The sequence below is a fragment of the Paenibacillus sp. Soil522 genome (genome assembly GCF_001428245.1).
In the GTDB taxonomy this organism is placed as follows: domain Bacteria; phylum Bacillota; class Bacilli; order Paenibacillales; family Paenibacillaceae; genus Pristimantibacillus.
Genome location: NZ_LMRV01000031.1, coordinates 156236 through 176109 on the forward strand (window position 1 = coordinate 156236; position 19874 = coordinate 176109).

Below are 19874 nucleotides of genomic sequence, written 5' to 3' on the forward strand. Positions count from 1 at the left end.
AGCTATTTAATGTAAAAGGATCCGATGAAACCCGGATCCTTTTTGCGTTATTCTTCATCTGCATTATCCTCCATGGCTTGGCCGGCTACGTTTACCAACCAATCCTGGTGTCCCTTTTCCTCCAAATGTTTGACCAACTCTACCTTTTTGCCTTCCGGAAGATAGAACGTGACTGGTGATAACCCAGTATCAATGAGGGTGCCTTCAAACTTAGAAACGATATGGCCTGCGGTAATAAATAATTTCAATTTATCAATCATATCCGGATGGGTCGACGGAAGGATATCCTTTAGCTCGGATTTTTTTACATCGACTAGGAGTCTATCCCCCTTGTCGACCGCATATTTGCCGGTCCCACCTGTTGAAACAATTCCTCAATGATTAAATAAATCATCGAATCTAGCGTGGTGGGGATCTGAGTTCTCGCGGTGGTTTGATCCTAATCGGACAACTACTGGCGAAGACCTCATTAAATAAACGTCTAAACCATAGTGTCGTTGGAGAAACAAAAGTCCCTGACATCTCCCACGCGGATAATGTCCGTGCCTATCTCGGATCACTCTGCCAAGGAAAAAATGATTTTGATCACATCGAGCCCTTTCGCAGTGATGTGTTCTATGCAAAAGCCTTATGCATTCGCAACATTCCTTCCAATCCGACCATGCCCAACGATTTGATCAGGCAGCCCTAAGCAAGCAGTGGCAGAAGATTGTATTGGAAGAATCGGCCAAACTCCTTAAACAGGAAAAAGCTCCGCTAACTCCTCTGCAGATTCGGGTAGACGGGGAAACGAAAGCTTATATGCAGCTTGATCTGGATGTTTCGCCCTTTGACAACTCCAAAACGAAGAAGGAAGGCTTCTCCAGAACGTATAAAGGGGTTGATGGATATGCCCCTTTCTTTGCCTATCTTGGACAAGAAGGATATGGCGTTAACGTAGAGCTTCGCACGGGTTCCGCTCACTCTCAGAAAGAGGCTGACGACTTTATTGATCAAAGCATTCGGTATGCGTGCACGATTACAGATGTACCGATACTGGCTCGATTTGATGCAGGTAATGATGCTGCTGATACGGTCAATACCTGTCTGTATTACGAACAAGATCTGTTATCAAACGGAACTAGCGAAAAGAATCACCCGAGAAATGGCTTATGACCGCTCAGGAGCAAGGTCGCTGCGAAGAAGTTCGTCCTGGCAAAAAGGTTTATCTAGGGTCTATGACCGTACAGCCGAAAAAGTTCATTAAACCCGTACAACTGGTGTACAAGGTCATTGAACGTTCTTCCGAGAAAGATGGTTAATTACTATTAGTTCCTACTATTGAAGTCGCTACCTTCAGGACGACATTGCTGTGTTCGGAAGAGGAAGTTGATATGGCACATAACTTAGGGTTTCAAGTTATCATTGAAGGTGTAGAAGACTTAAATCAGTTGAAGGAAATTTTAGGAAATGTACAAAAGGGGAGTAACGCTTGAAAGCCACGCGCTTGAAATCTTACTATATTAAAACAACAAAAAGGATTTGATATGTTGTCTTCAAATGTGAAACGAATGAAGCCATGGATAAAATGGACTCTCAGCAGTCTACTAGGTCTACTTGTTCTTGTCTTATGCGGTATAGGATATTTGTACTATCAAGTAAAGTCAATTTCTTTAGAGGACATCAAGGACAGACAAGTATCCAGTGCAGTGGAGCAAGTAACTGACTCAACTGAGAAAGAGGCCCCCAAAGCTTTAGAGGGAGCTGTTGGGAAAGCAAATGAGTTTACTAATAAAGAGATAGAGACACAAGATGCCTTGGATGTAGCTGCAATACTTCTAAATTCTGGTCTTAGTTTCAAAGAAATTTACTGGTTACAGGGAAGCGCTTCTGAGGATATATCTATAGAAGAAAAGCAAAGGATTCGAGAGGTTCTCTTGGAAAAGCTGTCAAAAGAGGAGATAGAAGCACTTCGTTCTATTACTACCCAATATGGTAAAGGTTTAATTATTTTAGATCCTAATTACCCCATCGAGGCTGTTGGAGTTAAGGATGAGAAAGAACGTTTACGCATTTTAAATGAAGCGAAAGAGAAACAAGTCAATACGGATCAGTCAATAGACCAATTAGATCAAACCGTAGCTGAGCCCAATACGTCTGACTCTAAGTCTTCTTTAAAGCCTCTTACTGAAGAACAAAAGGTTGTAAAGGAGCAAATTCAGAAAACATACAACTCTAAATTAGGTGCATTAAAAGCTGATTGTGTTTCGAAGAGTACTATACTGCTCTCCGAGTTAGTTAGCGATATTAAGCATAGACAAGCAAATGGGGAGAAAGTTTCTATTGATCTATTACAGAATACATACTTACCTAGGATCGTATCATCGGAAGGCCATTGTGATCGAGAATTTTCCGATATGTTAGAAAGTGCTAAGGAAAGATATAAAGCAGAAGGCCTAAATATCAACGAACTAGATGCATGGCAGTCTGAATACAACGAAGCTAAAGAGCAGACTCAATCGAAGGCTATTTTGCAAATAAGTAACTTATTAACGGAGAAATAGAGTTGAATATTTGTTTGATTAACTGTGATTAATGAAAGGAGCCTTGAAGTATTTTTAAGGCTCATTTCTTATTTATCTGAGATATCTACTTTCCGTAATAACGACTATCTTCTCAATTTTTTCGTTTGGAGTTCCGGAATTTATACCAAAGATCTGGGATGGGCTTTAACTGCTATTTCACAGTGGTGTGATGGCAAGAGATCATATCCATATAGTGGTTCTTGCCATTATGATCCTAATTAGGTCCAACAAATCATATACATCCTTCCGCAATTTTGTTAAAATACGATTAAATATTAAACATAAACCGTACGATAAAGGCAAAGCCATTGAAAGATGGCGACGCAAAGCTAGAGGGGCTTATCTGTGGACAGACTGCCAGCCAGCTACCGAATATCGTGCCTCCCGTTGTGGTTTATGTAGGAACATGGAGGATAATGCTATGATCAAACGCGCAAGTATTGTACGCGAGTGGCATCAGCTTTCTATTTTATTTCAAGAGATGCTGTTGGAAGGCTGCTTGGATGAAGCCAAACGCATGGAGATTTATTTGAAAATTATTCGTCACAAAAATAAACTAGCGGGTCTTGCTCTATCATAAGCCCCGCATCAGAAAGAGGGGGGAGTAGAGAAGTCGCGTTGACTTTCGTGCTCCTCCCTTTTTCGAATACATAATTAAGTAATTTTGTTCCACAGAGAGGAGAATTAGTAGATGGCGATACTAGTAACAGGAGGGGCAGGTTATATTGGAAGTCATACCTGCCTGGAGCTCTTAAACAGCGGTTATGAAGTGGTTGTTGTTGATAATTTGTCTAACAGTAATGTTGTAGCCTTAGAACGAGTACATAAGCTTGCAGGCAAACCGGTAACGTTTTATGAGGTAGACTTATTGGATAAGGAGGGTCTGGAAGCCGTCTTCTCGGAAAATAAGATCGATGCGGTAATCCATTTTGCCGGATACAAAGCAGTCGGCGAGTCAGTCGAAATTCCTCTTAATTATTACCAGAATAATATTACGGGAACGCTTATTCTTTGCCAGGTCATGCAGGCCTTTAATGTGAAGAAAATAGTATTCAGCTCCTCGGCAACTGTATATGCTCCTACTGCTTCTGGAGAGGCCATATCCGAGGATTTTCCTCTGGGGGCTACTAATCCCTATGGGCGCACGAAATTGATGATAGAGGAGATCCTGCGCGATCTTTATGTATCGGATAATAGCTGGAGCATTTCACTGCTGCGCTATTTCAATCCGGTGGGCTCTCACGAAAGCGGTCAAATTGGCGAGGACCCGAGCGGCATTCCTAACAATTTAACGCCATATATTACGCAGGTAGCGGTAGGCAAGCTGAAACAGCTTCGCGTGTTTGGCGACGACTACCCAACGTCAGACGGGACAGGGATAAGGGATTATATCCATGTGGTGGATCTCGCCCTGGGGCATTTGAAGGCCATCGATAAGGTCATGACAACCGCCGGCGTAGAAGCCTACAATCTTGGTACCGGTAAAGGATACAGCGTGCTGGAGATGATCCATGCTTTCGAACAAGCGTCGGGCAGGAGCATTCCTTACGCGATTATAGATAGAAGACCGGGTGACATTGCGATATGTTATTCCGATGCCTCTAAGGCGAAACAGGAATTAGGCTGGGTTGCTGAGAGAGGGATCGATGAAATGTGCGCGGATGCTTGGCGCTGGCAGCTGAATAACCCGAACGGTTACGAAGCTAGCGAGGAGTCAATGAGTATCGTGAAATAGCGCTTGAGCGGAAAAATGCTGATGTCTCATATCCTATGAGACATCAGCATTTTTGAATTTCGCTTCTGAATCCCCGATGGATACTTAGCAGATGCACAATGATTCCCCCCTTAACAGAACATCAACAATGAAAAGGTAAGTCCTCCATATACGGCTTAATTAATTTATTGCAGCACGGTAGCTTGCAGGCTGCTTATTCCGAAATAGGATTTGCAGCTGATTCAATATTTTCGTAAGATTTGCCCGTTCTGCCTCATCAATTAAAAGCTCTATGCCATATTCGTAATTATGCTCTCCTGCCTCCCGGGAAGCATAAACGGTCTGTTTAGGCATGAGCTTTCCTTTTATCAGTATTTTGCCGAACTCTTGCGCGGTTACGGCTTTGCTGTACAAATAACCTTGAATTTTGTTGCACTGCATTCTTCGTAAAATAGCTAACTGCTCCTACTGATATTCGCATTGGAACACCGGCAGTCTCCCCCCATTTAATTTGCTGACAAACGGTCTCAAGGACCCGCATTCCAATGGAATGAATGGATCCGTTCTTCTCCGATAAGGAAATAAACTCACCCGGCGCCAGTTCTCCCCAGTTCGGATGATTCCACCTTATAAGAGCCTCTGCACTTACAATCTGATTGGTAGCCGTATTTATTCTCGGTTGATAGTAGACTTCAAACTCTTCCCAGTTCAATATGCCGGTTCCGGGTCAATTGCTTGCAGGAAAATATAAGCTGTTAGTCGTAATTATCGACCCGGACAGCGGGAAATCCGGCATCCAATTGGGAATAGAGGGAATGAGAAGTGACGGCTGGTATGAATTAAACGATGTTCTTTTGAATATATAAAATATTATTCTTTTAAATTCGACAAATACCAGTATTTTAGTACTTATATTAAGGGTTACTTTATGCTACGATAAGCATAAAAAAGTGTCGAAAGTATTAAGAAATTGTTGGATCTAATGGTAGATTGATGAATTAGTATTAGAAAGATATAACAGGACTAACGGGTCATATAACTAGGAACATATTCCTGGTCGTAACTTTCCTAATTCATCACCCCATATTTTTCCGGAAAGCCAGGGATAACGGATGAGCGACAAAATGAAAGTCTTGCTAACGACGGAAGGAACCTATCCTTTTCATCAAGGAGGCGTTAGCACTTGGTGTGATATCTTGATCAACAAGCTGGAGCCTGTGGATTACGTCGTATATGCCATTTTGTCCAATCCGTTCGTGACGCAGAAGTTCAAGCTGCCGAAAGGGGCATCGCTTTATACGGTCCCGCTCTGGGGGACGGAAGAGCCGAGCGAGCATTTGTCGACACCGTTTCCTCATATTTACCTCATGAAAAAGCAAACCGGCCTGAATGAAATAAAGGAGCACTTTATTCCTTTATTTCAGGAGCTGGTTTACGAAATCATAGCCGAAGTGAAAGATCCCCGTAGATTTGCAAATATTTTGCTAGGGCTATACCATTTTTTCCAAACCTACGAATACAAGGAAAGCTTTAAATCCGAGATTGTTTGGGATACCTATAAGAAGATTATTTTGACCGCGGCGGCTGACCAGAGTTCCGGGCTCAGCCAACCCGATGTCTATGGACTGGTGCAAAGCTTAGGATGGCTTTACCGGTTTTTCAATATCGTGAATACACCGATTCCCAAGGTGTCTGTGTCTCACTCCTCGGCGGCTGCGTTTTGCGGCATACCGTGCGTACTGTCAAAGCTGCTGAATCAAACGCCCTATTTGTTAACTGAACACGGAATCTATTTGCGCGAACAATACTTATCGTTGTCCAATCGGGGATACTCCTCGTTTCTTAGCAAGTTTCTGATCCGGATGGTGCACTCGATCACCAGCCTTAATTATACGTTTGCGGATCAGGTTTCACCGGTATGCCAGTATAATATGCGGTGGGAGACGGAGTTCGGCGTTGCCAAGAAACGGATTGACGTCATTTATAACGGGGTCGACAAAAGCGTTTTCGTCGAAGCGCCGCCGCGGCCGCCGGGGCCTCCGGTCATCGCCATGATTGCCAGAATCGATCCGATCAAGGATATTCAGACATTCATGAAAGCTGCCAGAATCGTCCTCGATAAACAGCCGGATGCAAAGTTTATCGTATACGGGTCGGTCAGTGTTCAAGCTTACTATGAGGAATGCTTAGCGCTTAAAGAGCAATTGAAGATGGGGGAATCCTTCATCTTTGCAGGTCATGCTACACAGATGACGGCCGCCTACCATAGCGGGGATATTATTGTTTTGTCCAGCATCTCCGAAGCGTTCCCCTATTCGGTCGTCGAAGCGATGATGACCGGAAAGCCGGTCGTTGCAACGGATGTCGGGGGGATCAAGGAAGCGCTCGGCGATACGGGCGTGCTGGTCGAGCCGCGTAATCCCGAGGCGCTTGCGGAAGGGATTATGACCTATGTCACGAATCCGGAGCTGCGGGCCGAGGTCGGAAGAGAAGGGCGTGAACGCGCTCTAAGCTACTTTACCCTCGATAGAGTGCTGGAGCTGCATTTGAAAAGTTATATCAAGCTGGCGACCCGGGCAATTGAGCGGAAACCTGCGCCGCAAGTCAAAGTAACTCCGCGCGAGAAGCAGCGGCATGTGATGGAGAAAGCATTCTCGCTCGCCGCACTCGGTTTCAACAGGGAAGCGATTGCCCAGTACCGGGAAGCGCTGAAGCTGCTGCCCGGATCCTCAAGCGTTCCATACATATTGACAGAGATCGCCGGCTTGTACAATAAGCTTGGTGAGTATGACAGAGCGATGGTGGAGCTTGCCAGATGTGAAGCGTATGTCGGCTTAATCGCTGACCGCGAAATTTCATAAGTGAGAAGAGAGGAGGCGGCCGCAATGAAAATAAGAAAGAGAGCTTTACGCGGCTATGCCGAATCCGCCGTTCGCGAAGAGCTGAAGCTCAGGCAGGAAACCCATCGGCTGCGCATGCAAGGACTGAAGGAAGAGCTGCTGATGCTGCAGCAAGGCAACGGGAAATTGCGCCGTGAACTGGAGGGGCTTGATTCAATCGAGCCGAGTGCAGGCTCAGCCTCGGGCGAAGATCCTGTCCATCGAATGGCCAAGGAAAAGCTGCTGCACATGCATATTGAGCAGAGCGGTTTTGTGTGGGAAGCCATGAAGCAGCTGGACAAGCTGGACGGGGAGCATCGGTTGGAGCTTGTGGATAAGCAGCGCGAATGCAACGGCCTGCTTGAACGCGTGGAGCGCCAAATAAAGGATAACTTTGGCGTTCATGCCGGGAAAGAGGTGCAGAATAATGAAGCATCCGAATAAGCTGCGGCTTGCGTGGTTCGGATTGGACATAAGGGAAACAGAGCGATATTTGAGCAAATGCGACTCCCTGTACGACAGTGAAGCGGAGCAGCTGGAAGCACTTATTCAATCGGAAAAAGCATTAAATAAAAAGCTGAGGCAGGAGCTTGATCAGAAAACGGCTCTGCTGAACTCAAATAAGCATGACCGTCCCGATAGATTTGCGGATTTACTCCTCCGGAGGCTGGACGATTCGGTTGAAGCGCTGCGTAAACAAGGCGAAGCCGAGCGGCAAAGACTGCTTGTGCTGATGGAAACGAAACGTAACGAGCAAAGCAGCAAACGGGCGGACATGGATAAGCAGCTTGCGGAGTACCGGGCTGCCTTTGATCAATTGCTGGAGGATGCAGCTCGTTTGATCACAAACCTCAAGGATAAGCCGGAGGAGGGTAAGACTCCGGTCAGTGAAGAAGAGATCGTATCTCTTCCTGCTGAAATCCAAGGTCCGGTTGAGATGGCGGAAGAAGAGAACGAAAAACCGGCTGAAGACGTGAAGATGGAGCAGATCATGAAGGGCGAGCCGGAATTTGCGTATGGGGCCAATGTTGTTCCATTCAGGCTGAAATCGGTTATGGACTCTTTGCAGGATACGGAATCGGAACAAACGATGGTTACGGCGGACGGTGCAGCTCCTCCGGCTAGCATGAGAGACCATTCTTCCAAAAACGAGCCTGCGCCGAAACAGGCCGAAACCGCGCCGCGGACGAAATACGAGACGGCCAGCCCGATCGTACCGAATACACAGACATCATCTTCCGGATTTTGGGGAGATGTAAGCCTCTACATGGAGGATGGATTAAAGGGGCCTGAAGGCGCGGAGGCTTCTCCGCCTCCAGAAGAGCCGCCTGTCATCGCGATGGCACCGGAGAGATTAACAGCCTCTGCCCAGACTGAACGGGCTAAGTCGGAAGCGGCTTCTTCGGCAGCCGATCCGGCTCCTCGGATTCCGAATCCGAACACTTCGGATGCAAGCTCTGCAGCCTCTGCGGAGCCCGAGGCGAGTCCGGTGAGTCCGGCGCTTGCGGAAGAAATCAAATCCATCCAGTACCGCTATATTGCAGGTAAGGCAGCAGGCGAGAATTTGTACGGCGAAGACGGCTCTCTCATTATCGCCAAAGGGGCAATTATTACCGCCGATACGATTAACCGGGCGGAACACGCGGGGAAAATGCCGGATCTGATCGTCCAAATGGTCATTCCCGGCTTCGCGGACCCGTCATGATTATGGTTACGGAAGGGGAAAACCGGCTTGGGACCGAGATAAACAGGCATGAGCGCTTTGATCGGCTTGTTGAAGAAGTCATGAACAAAAACATGACACCTGAGGATCGAAGCGAAATCGCCGCGCTGCTCGAGTCGATGGGCTGGAACGACAGCCGGGCCACAGAAATATTCGGCGTCGAGAACATCTTCGAGCTGGCCACGGAAATATGGGAACAGATCCGGCAAAAGGTCGTTACGACCGCTTTCACGCAGAACGTGCAAACCAGCGCCGTGAAAATGACATTTGAGCTCGTGAAAAGTTTTTTGCGCGGCCTAATCTTTGCGCTGCCTATGGCTATTTCCGTCGTCTCGATGCTTACGCTGAAATTTTCGCTTTGGTCGTACCAGAACTTGTCCGTCGAGCTTGCGACCTGTATCGCAATCGGCACGATTCTCAGCTTTGTTGTCGTAGGCGGGTACACGCAGGCGATTGCGAGAAGAGGCTTCTTCTATATTTTTCAGGGCTATTACAAGATGGCCAGAAAGGCGACTTTCCTGTTTATCCGGTTCGGCTATTGGACCTGCTTGATCGTGGGCATCGCCATTTATTTGTTTAACCTCATTTTCAACATTTTTCCGATGGACATGTTTATGTATATTATCCTGTTCTTCTTTTTTCTGAATTCGATCTGGCTGTCTGTAACCGTCATGTATATTTTGAAACGCGAGCTTACTTTTACGGGACTTATTGTCGCGGGAATCGGCCTCGTGTACGTTTTGTTCCGGGAATTCAAGATGGATATTATCGTATCGCAGCTTATTGCGATTTCACTCGTATCTATCACCGGCATGGCATTGGTCATCTATTATTTCAGATCGGCTGAGAAAAGAGAAGAGAAGGGCATTGCACCCAAGATGACCAGACTCTCCATCACGATTTACTCGATTATGCCCTATTTTGTTTACGGATTTCTATACTTTTTATTCCTGTACATTGACCGCATCAACGCTTGGTCGGCAAATGATAAAAGATTTATGCCCTATTTTATTTGGTTCCGCGGCGATTATGAGCTTGGGCTCGACTTTGCGCTGCTCGCGCTCATGATCCCGCTCGGCGTTTGCGAGGTTCTAGTCAATAAGATGATGATGAATATCGAAGCGAGCTATAAACGTTACTGGGGCTTTGAGACGGACAAAATGAACGCTTTATTCGAGAAAGCATATTATCGGATGATCGCCGTCATAACAGCCTCTTCGATTGCCAGCGCTGTACTCATCTATTTCGTCATTTTATGGTCAGATAAGGCCTACGTTGAGTCGGTAGGCAAGCACCTAATTGTTAGTAAAGAGACGGAGTTCGTCTTCATCGTCGCGATGGCGTCCTACGTCATTCTTGCAGTCGCTTTGCTGAATTCTGTTATCCTGTTTTCTCTTTCACAGCCCAGCTTGGTAAACAGGGCGATTTTGCCCGCGCTCGGCGTGAATTTTGTCGTCGGATTTTTGCTCAGCCGCTGGATTGATTATACGTATGCCGTATTTGGCTTGATGGCGGGAGCGGTCGTATTCGCCGTTCTGTCGTTTAAAGCGATGCGGTCGGTTTTTCGCAAGCTCGATTACTATTTATACGCGATATCGTAAGGAGGAGAGGCGTAAGTGGACTATTCATCATTCTCCCATCAACTCTATGCGATGCTGCACTACGCCTTTGCTTTCGTACTGCTCATGATCGTTTGGCCGCGCTTCTTCCTGAAGGCAGATTCTGAGGACCCTTTGGAAAACGGGTTTGCGTTGTTTGCGAAAGCGGTCTGTATCTATATCGTGCTCGGCTACGTGCTTGTCGCTTTAAAGCTGTATGAAGTCATATCGGTATCGGTCATTCTAATTGTCCTGTCGACCCGCCGTTTTTGGCGAAAAGGCTCAGCGAAGGCTAGGTCGGATACCGCGACTGCCTTCCATGTCTGGTTCTACCATCTGCTTGAAGCCGGCTTTCGGATAAAATCGATGTGGCTGAAAGCGCGAGGCAAACTGACAATGGCGCGCAAGCACGTCAAGCTGTACAAGCTGCGAAACAGCGACCCGCTGCTTCTGCTGCTTCTTGCAGGGGTATTGGGTACGGCAGCTTACGTCCGGTTTTATGATGCGGTACACTACGCGGCGCCAGCCTTGTCCGATGGTTCGGTGACGCTGGCCTGGATGAAATTTATCAACAACCGCCTAATATTTGTAGAAGGAATTTATCCGCAGGGCTTTCACATTACGCTGTCGCTTCTGAGCAAATTCGCAGCCATCGATCCTTTGTATATATTGAAATATACGGGTCCGTTAAATGGCGTTCTGACTGCCGCCGGTTTTTATTTCGTCCTGTCGAGATTAACGGGAAATAAAATGGCCGGCATCGCCGGTGCGGCGCTATTTGGCCTTGGAGGAACATTTCTCTTTGGTGGCGACTGGGAGCGTCAGGCGGCAACCAACTCGCAAGAGTTCGCTTATGTATTCGCCTTTCCGGCTCTTTACTTCTTTCTAAGGTATTTGGAGAAGGGAAGACGCCATTCGTTCTGGACCGGATTTGCGGCTGTAAGCATTACGGGCTTCGTTCATTCGCTCGTTTTCGCTTTCGTCGGTATGGGGCTCGCGGTCGCTATGATCGCATCCGTCATGACGCCTGAGGCCCGGTCGTGGAAGCGGATTTGGATGGTTTGCGCTGCGGGTTCCGTTTCGGTCGTGTTTACCTACGCGCCGATTCAGACTGCTATTTGGTCAGGTATTTCATTCAATTCCAGCGCGGCCGAGTTTCTAAAAAGTATCACGGAAGTTACCTTTCCGCAGCTTGTACCGAGAGATTACATCGGGCTCGGAGCAATTGCATGGATCGCGTTAAGCGCGCTTATCGGCTGGCGGGACAAAAGGAACCGGATTTCGGAATGGTTCGCGGTCGGCATAGGAACGGCAACCTTTCTGCTCTATTATCTGGTGCCGGTCGTTACCAAAAGCACGATGCTGTCCTCACGAACCGGGAGTCTTTGGGTGCTCACCGTTTGTTTTTGTATCGGTTACGCTTGGTGGTCCCTATGGCGCTTCGTCTCCAAGCTGAAAGGCATTTCCATTGTCGAACGTATGGCGGCCGGGGCAGCTGTGATCATCTTGGCTTTGTATGTTCAACTCAGTCCCATCCAAACGTACAAGATGGATTGGGACAGTATATTCCGGCAGTATTTGCGCATCTCATCAATGTACTTGGAAAATACTTGGACGATCTTCTCCCAGGAGGAGGGTTATTCTCTTATTTATGGAGAAGGGTGGCATCAATATATCTCTACCCTAGTCAATAATTACGATCCTGCCGGTACGCCCATCACACGCAAAGGACAAGACGAATACGATCCCGATGTAACAAAGTATATGTTCGTCATCGAAGAAAAACAGGTTTTCAAGGTGTCTATTACAAGTAGCTTCTACGAAAAGTTGGAGCAAGAGCGTTATGTAAAGCACGAAAAAGAGCAGAAGCAGCTAAAGGAATGGTTGAATGCTTACATAGAAGCTCATGGTAAACCTCCTATTTTTTACGAGGACGAGCATATCCGCATCTGGTATTTGTACAGGCCGGATGCCGAAGATAAGGAACGTCGAAGAATCTGGGGAGCATCGTGAGAGGAGGGGAGAGCATGCTTAACGCGCTTACGGTTGATGTAGAGGATTGGTATATGACGAACGGGCTGGATATCGATCCTTCGGAGTGGCATAAGTACGAGGACCGCGTCGTACGGAACACGACAACGCTGCTCAATTTGTTCGATCGGTATGCGGTCAAAGGGACGTTTTTCATTCTTGGCTGTGTAGCAGAGAAGCATCCTGGACTCGTGAAGGAAATCGCGGACCGGGGGCATGAAATCGGCTCCCACGGCTATTGGCACCGGCTTGTCACATCGCAGACATTGGACCATTTCCGGCACGATGTGAGGTCATCTAAGGAAATACTGGAGCGGATCACCGGCCGGAGGGTTGAGCTTTACCGGGCGCCTTCGTGGTCGATCTCGCCGGAGAGGTTCCACGCGCTCAAAATATTGGCTGAGGAAGGCTTCGTATGCGATTCGAGCATGCAGCCCTTTCAGACGCCGCTCTCCGGTATCGCGGGAGCGCCAAAAACGCCGTTTTCTCCCGTACTGGACGGGGAACCGCTCGGTATTTCCGAGTTTCCGCCGACCGTGACGGAGCTGGCCGGCATGTCCATCCCTTTTTCGGGCGGCTTCTACCTAAGGGTAGTGCCGTACCCACTGGTGAAGTGGGCGTTGAACCGCGTCAACCGGACAAGACCGGGAATGATTTACATCCATCCATGGGAAATTGACACGGACCAGCCTCGAGCCCAAACAACGGCATTTATCCGTACGATACAGTATTACGGCCTGACCGGGACCAAAGGTAAGCTGGAGAGGTTATTCCGTGATTTCAGCTTCCGGCCGCTCGGAGAAATCATGAGCGGGGAAAGCTACCCGCCGCATCGGCTTTATTCGCCGGATGCCGTACAGAAAAGCGGATGAGCGCGTCAGTAATCGCAAAGCTGCGGGGCAAGCGTTCGTCTGCATGGCTGCTGATCGGAGGCGTGACTGCAGTCCACTTCTTGTTAGCGGCGGTATCCTTTCTGAAGGATTTAACGTTTGCCGCTTATTTCGGCACATCGCAGGCAGCGGATCTTGTAACGACGGCCTTTCTGCTTCCGGAAGCGGTCAGCTACAACCTGATCGCAGCGGTGATCGGAATCACGGCGGTTCCCGAATTAAGCCGAAGGTGGCAGGAGAAACAATACGGCATGTTTTTAAGAAACGCGGTTCGGATGGCCTTGCACGTTACCTTGCTGATGATTGCGGTCCTCGCCTTGCTGCTGCTCACTAAAAATCATATGTTCGAGCTTTTCGGCTACCGGTCAGGCAGTGCAGAGATGGGCGAGCTAGAACGTTTGTACACGCTTCTGCTATTCTCGATGCCGCTGTTTCCGGTATTTGCCGTAGGCGCGGCGGCGCTTCAAGCTGCCGGCGCCTTCTATGTTGCAGCTGCCGGTCCGATTCTACTGAACGCGATGATGCTGTCGGCGATCACCCTGTCTTGGATGGGAGACTTCGCTGAGGGCGACGGAGCAATAGCGTACGCTGTCTCCATTCTGATCGGATCAGGCGGGATGGTACTAGTTGTTTGGGCGGCACTCCGGAGAAAGCTCAAGCTTGAGGTGCGGCTATCGTTTATCGAAGCTTGGAAAATCCGGGACGGTGAAGCAGCCGAAACAGATAAGTCTTTGAAGGCTTCAGGGGGCCTTGCCCGTGTCTACCGGGACATTCTGCCGCTGCTTCTGCTGAACTTATTTTCTCAGGCGCTCTATGCGATAGAAAGGGCGATTGCATCCAATATGGAACCGGGTACGCTGGCCGGTCTAAATTATGCATACCGCATTGCCCAGTTCCCCAATTGGGTATTTGTAGCGGCGGTGACCGCCGTCCTGCTGCCCGCTTTGTCGCGATCGGCTGCAGCGGGCGGAGGCGGGGGATCCGTGAAGCCCGAGCTGTATCGCGCCCTGGGTGCGACACTCTGTCTGATGCTGCCTTCGGCTGCCGTTCTCTATTTCCTAAGGGAGCCGATTATCTCGCTGCTCTTTGGACGGGGGGCTTTCGACTCGCATTCCGTTGCCCTTACATCGGAGCTGCTGGCAGGATACTCCTTGAGCGTCGCCTTCCAAGTCGTTTCCGTCCTCTGCCTCCGTTATTTCCTGGCATGCGGCCGTCTGTACGGCCCCGCGGCCGTTTATCTGGTTTCAACGGTATGTACGATCGTATTCGACCTGCTTACGGTGCAATCCTTTGGTCCTGCTGCGCTGGGATACGGCGCTCTATGCGGCTGGGGACTTAATGCCCTGCTTATGTTTATCTTAGTCGTACGAGATTCGAATAATCGGAGTGGATAATATGTCAAGCCAACCCTTTTTAATTATCATACCCGCCTTCAATGAAGAAGAAAATATTGGGAATGTTCTTGCCGGTTTGCTGGACGTGGGGTTAATGGCCGAAATTCTTGTCGTGAATGATGGTTCGCGCGACCGCACGGAAGAGGTTGCCAGGCGCTATCCCGTAACGGTCATCACGCATCCGGTTAATCTCGGGTACGGTGCTGCGATTCAAACGGGCTACAAGTACGCGACGGAGAAAGGCTACCCATACATCCTCCAATTCGACTCCGATGGACAACATAATCCAAACGACCTGTCCCGTATTATGTACGAGCTGCAGAAGGGCGATGCCGACATCGTCATGGGCTCACGGTTTCTTGAGGAGAGCAGCGGATTCGATACGGGATTTGTGAAAGGAGCCGGTATCCGTTTCTTTCGCCTATTAATCCAAAAGCTGACCGGTACACGGATTACAGATCCGACATCGGGTCTTCGCGGCGTCTCCAGCAGCGTATTCAACTTTTACTCGGTACGCGACCGCTTTCCGGCGGATTTTCCGGATGCGGATATTTTGATTCAGCAGCTGCTGATGAAGTACAGGGTGAAGGAAGTTCCTGCGCATATGCGTAAGCGGGAAGCGGGCGTTTCCATGCATGCGGGTCTAAAGCCGGTCATTTACGTGCTGCAAATTATGCTCAGCATAAGTATCGTTATTATTAGCCATAAGCTGACGAAGAAGGTGTCGTGAGAAGATGGATTATCATTTAAAATGGTTCATTTTGCTTTGCGGCATTACGTTCTCCGGAGCCATTATCCGTCTGCTGCTGCGCAAAAAAATTAGCGCACGCAACTCGGTGGCGTGGATGCTGAGCGTCGCTGTTATCTTGATCCTCTCGGCGAACCCGGGTTGGTTCGATAGGCTCGCTAGGCTTCTTGGCGTCAGTTATCCGCCGTCGCTGCTATTTCTGTTCTCCACCTTGGTGCTGCTCGTTATCGTGCTTTACCAGTCGATGCAAATCTCCGTGTTGAATGAAAAGCTGCGCCAGCTCGCTCAGCATGTCGCTCTCCTGGACAAGGAACGCGATATTCCGCGGAGTGGAGAATCGAATGGGAAAGACAATTGACACAGCTTTGCCTCGTCAAGGAAGGGGGAACCTTTATGCTCAAATGGACTGATTTTATACTATCGAACATAGCCCCTTATTTGCTCCCGGCTGCAGCCGGCTTGCTCGCGCTCGCCGTACTGCTGATTATCGGTATATTACGCCGGATGCGCAAAAAGACGGAGCGCCTTGAAATGGCTGAGCGCATGATCAAGCTTATGCAGCCGGAAGCGGGACTTGAAAATAACCTCAATCTTTTTCTGGAAGTGATCGGCTCTATCATTGATGCATACAGCTATGCTTTCTATATCCGGGATCCGAAAAGCGGAAACTTCGTACTGAAAGCCGTTCGTCACGAGCGGCGTGATCCGGGTCAGGCGGAGCCTTCTTACAGCGGGCTAGCGCCTTATCAGAAAGAGGTGTATCTGCCTCCGCTCAGCTTGAAGGTGGATGAGTCCGCCCAGAATTCCGGGATTATATATGAAGGCGAAGTGCCGCTGCTTCATCTGCCTATGGACGGAGGAAATGGAATTATTCGAGTTGGACCGATCGCGCGTGTGCCGAAAAAAAAGATGGAGCTGCTGCGGTTCCTTTTGGAATTAATGCCCCGGATACTGGATGTGCTTATCGAGTCGGAGCGGCTTTATCTCAAAGCTGACGTCGTGGAAACTTCCAGTCATGCGCTTCAAGCGGTCAGCTCCATGGCAATGGACTCTGAAGCCGTCATGCAGAAAACGTTCAGTATGTCTGCAAGTGCTCTCGGCATGTCCGGAGGCTGCCTGCTCGTATCGAGCGGTGGAAACGTTGATATGCCCGTATTCTTCGGATGGCCGCAGCAAACCGCGCGCAGAATCGCCGATTCGTCGAATTTGTCGATGCTCCTCCAGCTAATCGGCAAGCAGGAGCTTGTTCTATGGAACAGCAAGGTTCCGCAGTTCGAGCAGGTTCTCTCGATTCTGGGACATTCGGGCGATGAGCTTATCATCGCTGGCAAGCTGCCGCTGCCGGGCAAACAGGCATGGTTCGTGAGCGGCTTTCCGCGTCTCTCGTCTGCAGATTTAACAGCGGATCAGCTCAGTACGACGGTGAAGATGATGACCCGTCAGCTCGCTCAGTTAATGGGGATACAGGAGCGGATGAAGTCTTTCGGACACACCTATACGGAGTTTCTCAAGCTGCTCGCCAGCACGATTGACGATTTGAGCCCGTATACGGTCGGCTATTCAGAGATGATGAGCCGGTATTCGATTATTATCGCCAAGGAAATGGGACTTCCCGCCGACCAAATCCGAAATATTGGTGTTGCAGCTTATTTGAGCAATATTGGCGTGCTCGGGCTTTCGGAGGATCTGTATTTGAAGGATGGCAAGTTCACCGAAGTGGAATTTGAGAAAATGAAGCTCCATGCCGAGGTAGGGGCGGCAATCGTCGAAATGACGATCGGCAGCAAGGAAATCGCTGAGTATATAAGGTACCACCATGAACGGATGGACGGGAACGGATATCCGGCCGGCCTTCGAGGCGAGGCCATACCGGTCGGAGCCCGCATTCTATCCGTCGTTCAAATGTTTCTGGCCAAAATAAACGGGAGGAAGTATCGTGATCCGCTTCCTTTCGATAAAGCCATTAAGCTGATGGAGTCGCTCGCGGGCACGCAGCTTGATGATAAAGTGGTGCAAACGTTCGTCCGCTGGTTTGCGGCGAAACGGAAGGGGCCTGAGCTCGGAGGCCGGGCTTTAGGGGCCTGCTATGACATGGGCTGTACGCCTTCCGATATTTGCCGGGTATGTCCCGCTTACAGCCAGCCGGAAAAAAATTGTTGGGAAGTGGAAGGCAACAACTGCCAGGCGCATGGAAAGTCCTGCGGAACCTGCTTCGTTTACACGGAAACCATATCCAGGAGTAAAGTGGTATAAGCCGTATTGCCGTAACATCCGGTTTATAAGCGATTATAATCGCCGCCTGGGCTAGCCCAATGAATAAAGCCGTTTCGTTCGGCTGTTAAATGGATTCTCGGATCGGCCTGGTCGGAAACGGACAATACCGATAAACCGTCTTTTTGATGGCGGGCAAGTGCTCTCATCCAATGCTTGGACCAGTCGCTAGCAAGCGTATCGCCTTCAAACCCTTCCCACAGAAAACCGTCAAGCAGGCCTGAGCACGGACCAAGCTGTTTAAACCCGCGGTTTTGCAGCCATTTCAGTTTGGTATGCCGCCCGCTCGCAACCGCGAGGAAGGAGCGGTAAGCTGCAGTCATTTCATCTTGCAGCTCGGGAGGAACATAATCCTCAATGTCGCCTACCGTATCGAGGAAAATACCGTTCAGGTTATACGACTCGGTTATTTCGTCCAATTCCGCAAGCAGCAGGCTGCGATAACCGGGTGAACGAAGATCCATTAAGACGGAATTCCATTGTTCGAAGCGAATGGGCTTACCGTTCTCAGTCAGGATATCGGTTGAGGCGATCGCGCTGGTCCGCTTCTGGTTCCAATGAGGGGTTTCCATTACGGACAAATAGCCGTAGACATCCGTACCGGAGGCACGGATGTCGGAAATATCGTCCGGCTGCCATTGCTGCAGCTCGATTATCGCAAGATCGGCCTCCTTGAGCCGTCTTTTCGTTTCGGGACTTGCGGGGCCGTAGTAAATGAGGAACGACTGAATTTTGCCCAGGCGGCCTATCGGTTTCTCTTTTCTGATTCCAAACATGCTTCCTGCACCTCCGATCCATCTTCGTTCCAGTATAGCAAATCGTTGACAAAATAATGTCATAGCCGGTTTAGGTTTAATGAGGAGGGAAATCTTGGCTACAGTTTTATGCACAAACGGACTGCTCAGCAAAACGCTGGCCGTCGTGCGTTCAATGGGAAAGCACGGCATTCGTACGGTCGTTGGCGAAAAAACGCGTTATCACGCCAGCGGATTTTCGAAGTATGCGGACAAAACGGTCGTATATCCTGATCCGAAACGATATCCGGAGCAATTCTATGATTGGTTGTACGAGACGATTATCCGGGAAAAGGTTGATTTCTTGTTTCCGATGGACGACGATGTCATGGATGTGGTCGTTTTAAAACAGGAAGAGTTAAAGAAGCTGTGCCGCATTCCGGTACCCTCTCTGGAGAGTTACCGGGTGGCAGCGGATAAGTCTTTAACGATGCGTCTTGCCGAAGACAGAAATGTCCCTTACCCCCGTACGGCGGAAACTTCCTTTGGACCGCAATTCAACCCGGATGAGCTGCTGGCTGTGACTGCGGCAATGGATTATCCGCTCTGCATCAAACCCCGGGTAGGCTCAGGCTCGCGTGGAGTGCGATTCGCAAATGATGCCGCCGAGCTTGTTTCATTATTTCAAGAGATTCACCGCAGCTATCCTAATCCTCTTATTCAGGAAGCTGTTTCATTCGGAGGCAAATACGGGGTATGCCTATGCTATGATTCTAATCATACGGTACGTGCCGCTTTTGTTCAAAAAGAGGTACGAAACTTCCCTGAGGAACGGGGACCGAGTGTCGTTCAAGAGAGCATTTACGATGAGAAGATGCTTGATTATACGAAGAGGCTTATGGACGGGATCCCTTGGTTTGGCGTCGTCGAGGTTGACTATATGGTCGATTCCCGTACTGGAGAGCCCAAGCTAATGGAAATCAATCCAAGATATTGGGCCTCGCTGAACTTAGCAGTAGTAAGCGGTGTCGATTTTCCGTGGATGCATTATCAGCTAGGAATGGAAGCCGATGCAGATTCGATGCTTACGTACAAGGCTGGAGTTTTTAGCAGACAGCTTCTTCCGGGCGATTTGTTATATTTCTTGACGAGTAAGAGAAGATGGCGGTTGGATCCTCCGTTTTTTACAGCAAAATCAAAAGACGACATCATTTCCCGGGATGATCCATGGCCGACTGTTGGTTTTCTTGTATCCGCTCTTCGGTATTGTCTGGATTTGAAGATGTGGAAGTTTATTATTACCCGCTGAAGTATTAAATAAGTAAGGA

At 48.9% G+C, this 19874-nt stretch carries 19 protein-coding genes and 1 riboswitch; of the genes, 15 read left to right on the plus strand and 4 right to left on the minus strand.

Going from position 1 to position 19874, the window contains the following annotated elements; all coding sequences use genetic code 11:
* Window positions 1-47: 47 nt before the first annotated feature.
* On the minus strand, window positions 48-248 hold the full coding sequence (locus ASG81_RS08290) for a hypothetical protein (RefSeq protein ID WP_162255005.1): 201 nt from the start codon (window positions 246-248) through the stop codon (window positions 48-50).
* 382 nt (window positions 249-630) lie between these two features.
* Here ASG81_RS08290 and ASG81_RS08295 point away from each other — a divergent pair, with 382 nt between their 5' ends.
* The 4 genes from ASG81_RS08295 (at window position 631) to galE (ending at window position 4299) form a co-directional block, all read left to right on the plus strand.
* Window positions 631-1155, plus strand: coding sequence for a transposase (locus tag ASG81_RS08295; RefSeq protein WP_155971349.1), 525 nt, complete (start codon window positions 631-633; stop codon window positions 1153-1155).
* Window positions 1156-1625: 470 nt separating this feature from the next.
* Complete coding sequence (locus tag ASG81_RS08300) at window positions 1626-2543, plus strand: hypothetical protein (protein ID WP_162255006.1); 918 nt, start codon at window positions 1626-1628, stop codon at window positions 2541-2543.
* 309 nt (window positions 2544-2852) lie between these two features.
* A riboswitch (cyclic di-GMP riboswitch) is annotated at window positions 2853-2937 on the plus strand.
* Between the two features lie 48 nt (window positions 2938-2985).
* The gene (locus tag ASG81_RS30690) at window positions 2986-3144 is read left to right on the plus strand and encodes a hypothetical protein (RefSeq protein ID WP_155971353.1); all 159 of its coding nucleotides are present in this window, start codon (window positions 2986-2988) and stop codon (window positions 3142-3144) included.
* Window positions 3145-3255: 111 nt separating this feature from the next.
* Complete coding sequence (galE, locus tag ASG81_RS08305) at window positions 3256-4299, plus strand: UDP-glucose 4-epimerase GalE (RefSeq protein WP_056631759.1); 1044 nt, start codon at window positions 3256-3258, stop codon at window positions 4297-4299.
* A gap of 159 nt (window positions 4300-4458) precedes the next feature.
* Here galE and ASG81_RS30695 read toward each other — a convergent pair whose 3' ends face one another.
* Both ASG81_RS30695 and ASG81_RS33875 read right to left on the minus strand, forming a co-directional pair.
* Window positions 4459-4719 (minus strand): hypothetical protein, encoded by a 261-nt coding sequence (locus ASG81_RS30695; RefSeq protein ID WP_056631762.1) that lies wholly within the window; start codon window positions 4717-4719, stop codon window positions 4459-4461.
* Complete coding sequence (locus tag ASG81_RS33875; RefSeq protein WP_162255007.1) at window positions 4625-4990, minus strand: EAL domain-containing protein; 366 nt, start codon at window positions 4988-4990, stop codon at window positions 4625-4627. The genes ASG81_RS30695 and ASG81_RS33875 overlap by 95 nt, the downstream gene beginning before the upstream one ends.
* A 412-nt stretch (window positions 4991-5402) precedes the next feature.
* Between ASG81_RS33875 and pelF the strand changes: the two genes are divergently transcribed.
* From pelF to ASG81_RS08360, 10 genes are read left to right on the plus strand one after another with little or no spacing between them, the layout of a single operon-like run.
* Complete coding sequence (pelF, locus tag ASG81_RS08315; protein ID WP_056631765.1) at window positions 5403-7139, plus strand: GT4 family glycosyltransferase PelF; 1737 nt, start codon at window positions 5403-5405, stop codon at window positions 7137-7139.
* A 24-nt stretch (window positions 7140-7163) separates the two neighbouring features.
* A complete protein-coding gene (locus ASG81_RS08320; protein WP_056631767.1) occupies window positions 7164-7601 on the plus strand; it encodes a hypothetical protein in 438 nt (145 codons plus the stop codon).
* On the plus strand, window positions 7585-8862 hold the full coding sequence (locus ASG81_RS08325; RefSeq protein WP_056631769.1) for a hypothetical protein: 1278 nt from the start codon (window positions 7585-7587) through the stop codon (window positions 8860-8862). Before ASG81_RS08320 ends, ASG81_RS08325 begins: the two co-directional genes overlap by 17 nt.
* Complete coding sequence (locus ASG81_RS08330) at window positions 8859-10481, plus strand: exopolysaccharide Pel transporter PelG (protein WP_056631772.1); 1623 nt, start codon at window positions 8859-8861, stop codon at window positions 10479-10481. Before ASG81_RS08325 ends, ASG81_RS08330 begins: the two co-directional genes overlap by 4 nt.
* 15 nt (window positions 10482-10496) lie before the next feature.
* Window positions 10497-12491, plus strand: coding sequence for a hypothetical protein (locus tag ASG81_RS08335; protein WP_056631775.1), 1995 nt, complete (start codon window positions 10497-10499; stop codon window positions 12489-12491).
* Between the two features lie 14 nt (window positions 12492-12505).
* The gene (locus ASG81_RS08340; protein WP_056631778.1) at window positions 12506-13381 is read left to right on the plus strand and encodes a DUF3473 domain-containing protein; all 876 of its coding nucleotides are present in this window, start codon (window positions 12506-12508) and stop codon (window positions 13379-13381) included.
* Window positions 13378-14793 carry a lipid II flippase MurJ gene (locus ASG81_RS08345; RefSeq protein ID WP_056631782.1) on the plus strand — a complete coding sequence of 472 codons (1416 nt, stop codon included), beginning with the start codon at window positions 13378-13380 and terminating at the stop codon, window positions 14791-14793. The genes ASG81_RS08340 and ASG81_RS08345 overlap by 4 nt, the downstream gene beginning before the upstream one ends.
* Window position 14794: 1 nt before the next feature.
* On the plus strand, window positions 14795-15523 hold the full coding sequence (locus tag ASG81_RS08350; protein WP_056631785.1) for a glycosyltransferase family 2 protein: 729 nt from the start codon (window positions 14795-14797) through the stop codon (window positions 15521-15523).
* 4 nt (window positions 15524-15527) lie between these two features.
* Complete coding sequence (locus ASG81_RS08355; RefSeq protein WP_056631789.1) at window positions 15528-15899, plus strand: DUF2304 domain-containing protein; 372 nt, start codon at window positions 15528-15530, stop codon at window positions 15897-15899.
* A 35-nt stretch (window positions 15900-15934) separates the two neighbouring features.
* On the plus strand, window positions 15935-17794 hold the full coding sequence (locus ASG81_RS08360; RefSeq protein ID WP_056631792.1) for an HD-GYP domain-containing protein: 1860 nt from the start codon (window positions 15935-15937) through the stop codon (window positions 17792-17794).
* Between the two features lie 23 nt (window positions 17795-17817).
* Here ASG81_RS08360 and ASG81_RS08365 read toward each other — a convergent pair whose 3' ends face one another.
* Window positions 17818-18588, minus strand: a complete 771-nt coding sequence (locus tag ASG81_RS08365) for a hypothetical protein (protein WP_056631795.1) — start codon at window positions 18586-18588, stop codon at window positions 17818-17820.
* Between the two features lie 94 nt (window positions 18589-18682).
* Between ASG81_RS08365 and ASG81_RS08370 the strand changes: the two genes are divergently transcribed.
* Window positions 18683-19855, plus strand: a complete 1173-nt coding sequence (locus tag ASG81_RS08370; RefSeq protein WP_056631797.1) for a carboxylate--amine ligase — start codon at window positions 18683-18685, stop codon at window positions 19853-19855.
* Window positions 19856-19874: the final 19 nt, after the last annotated feature.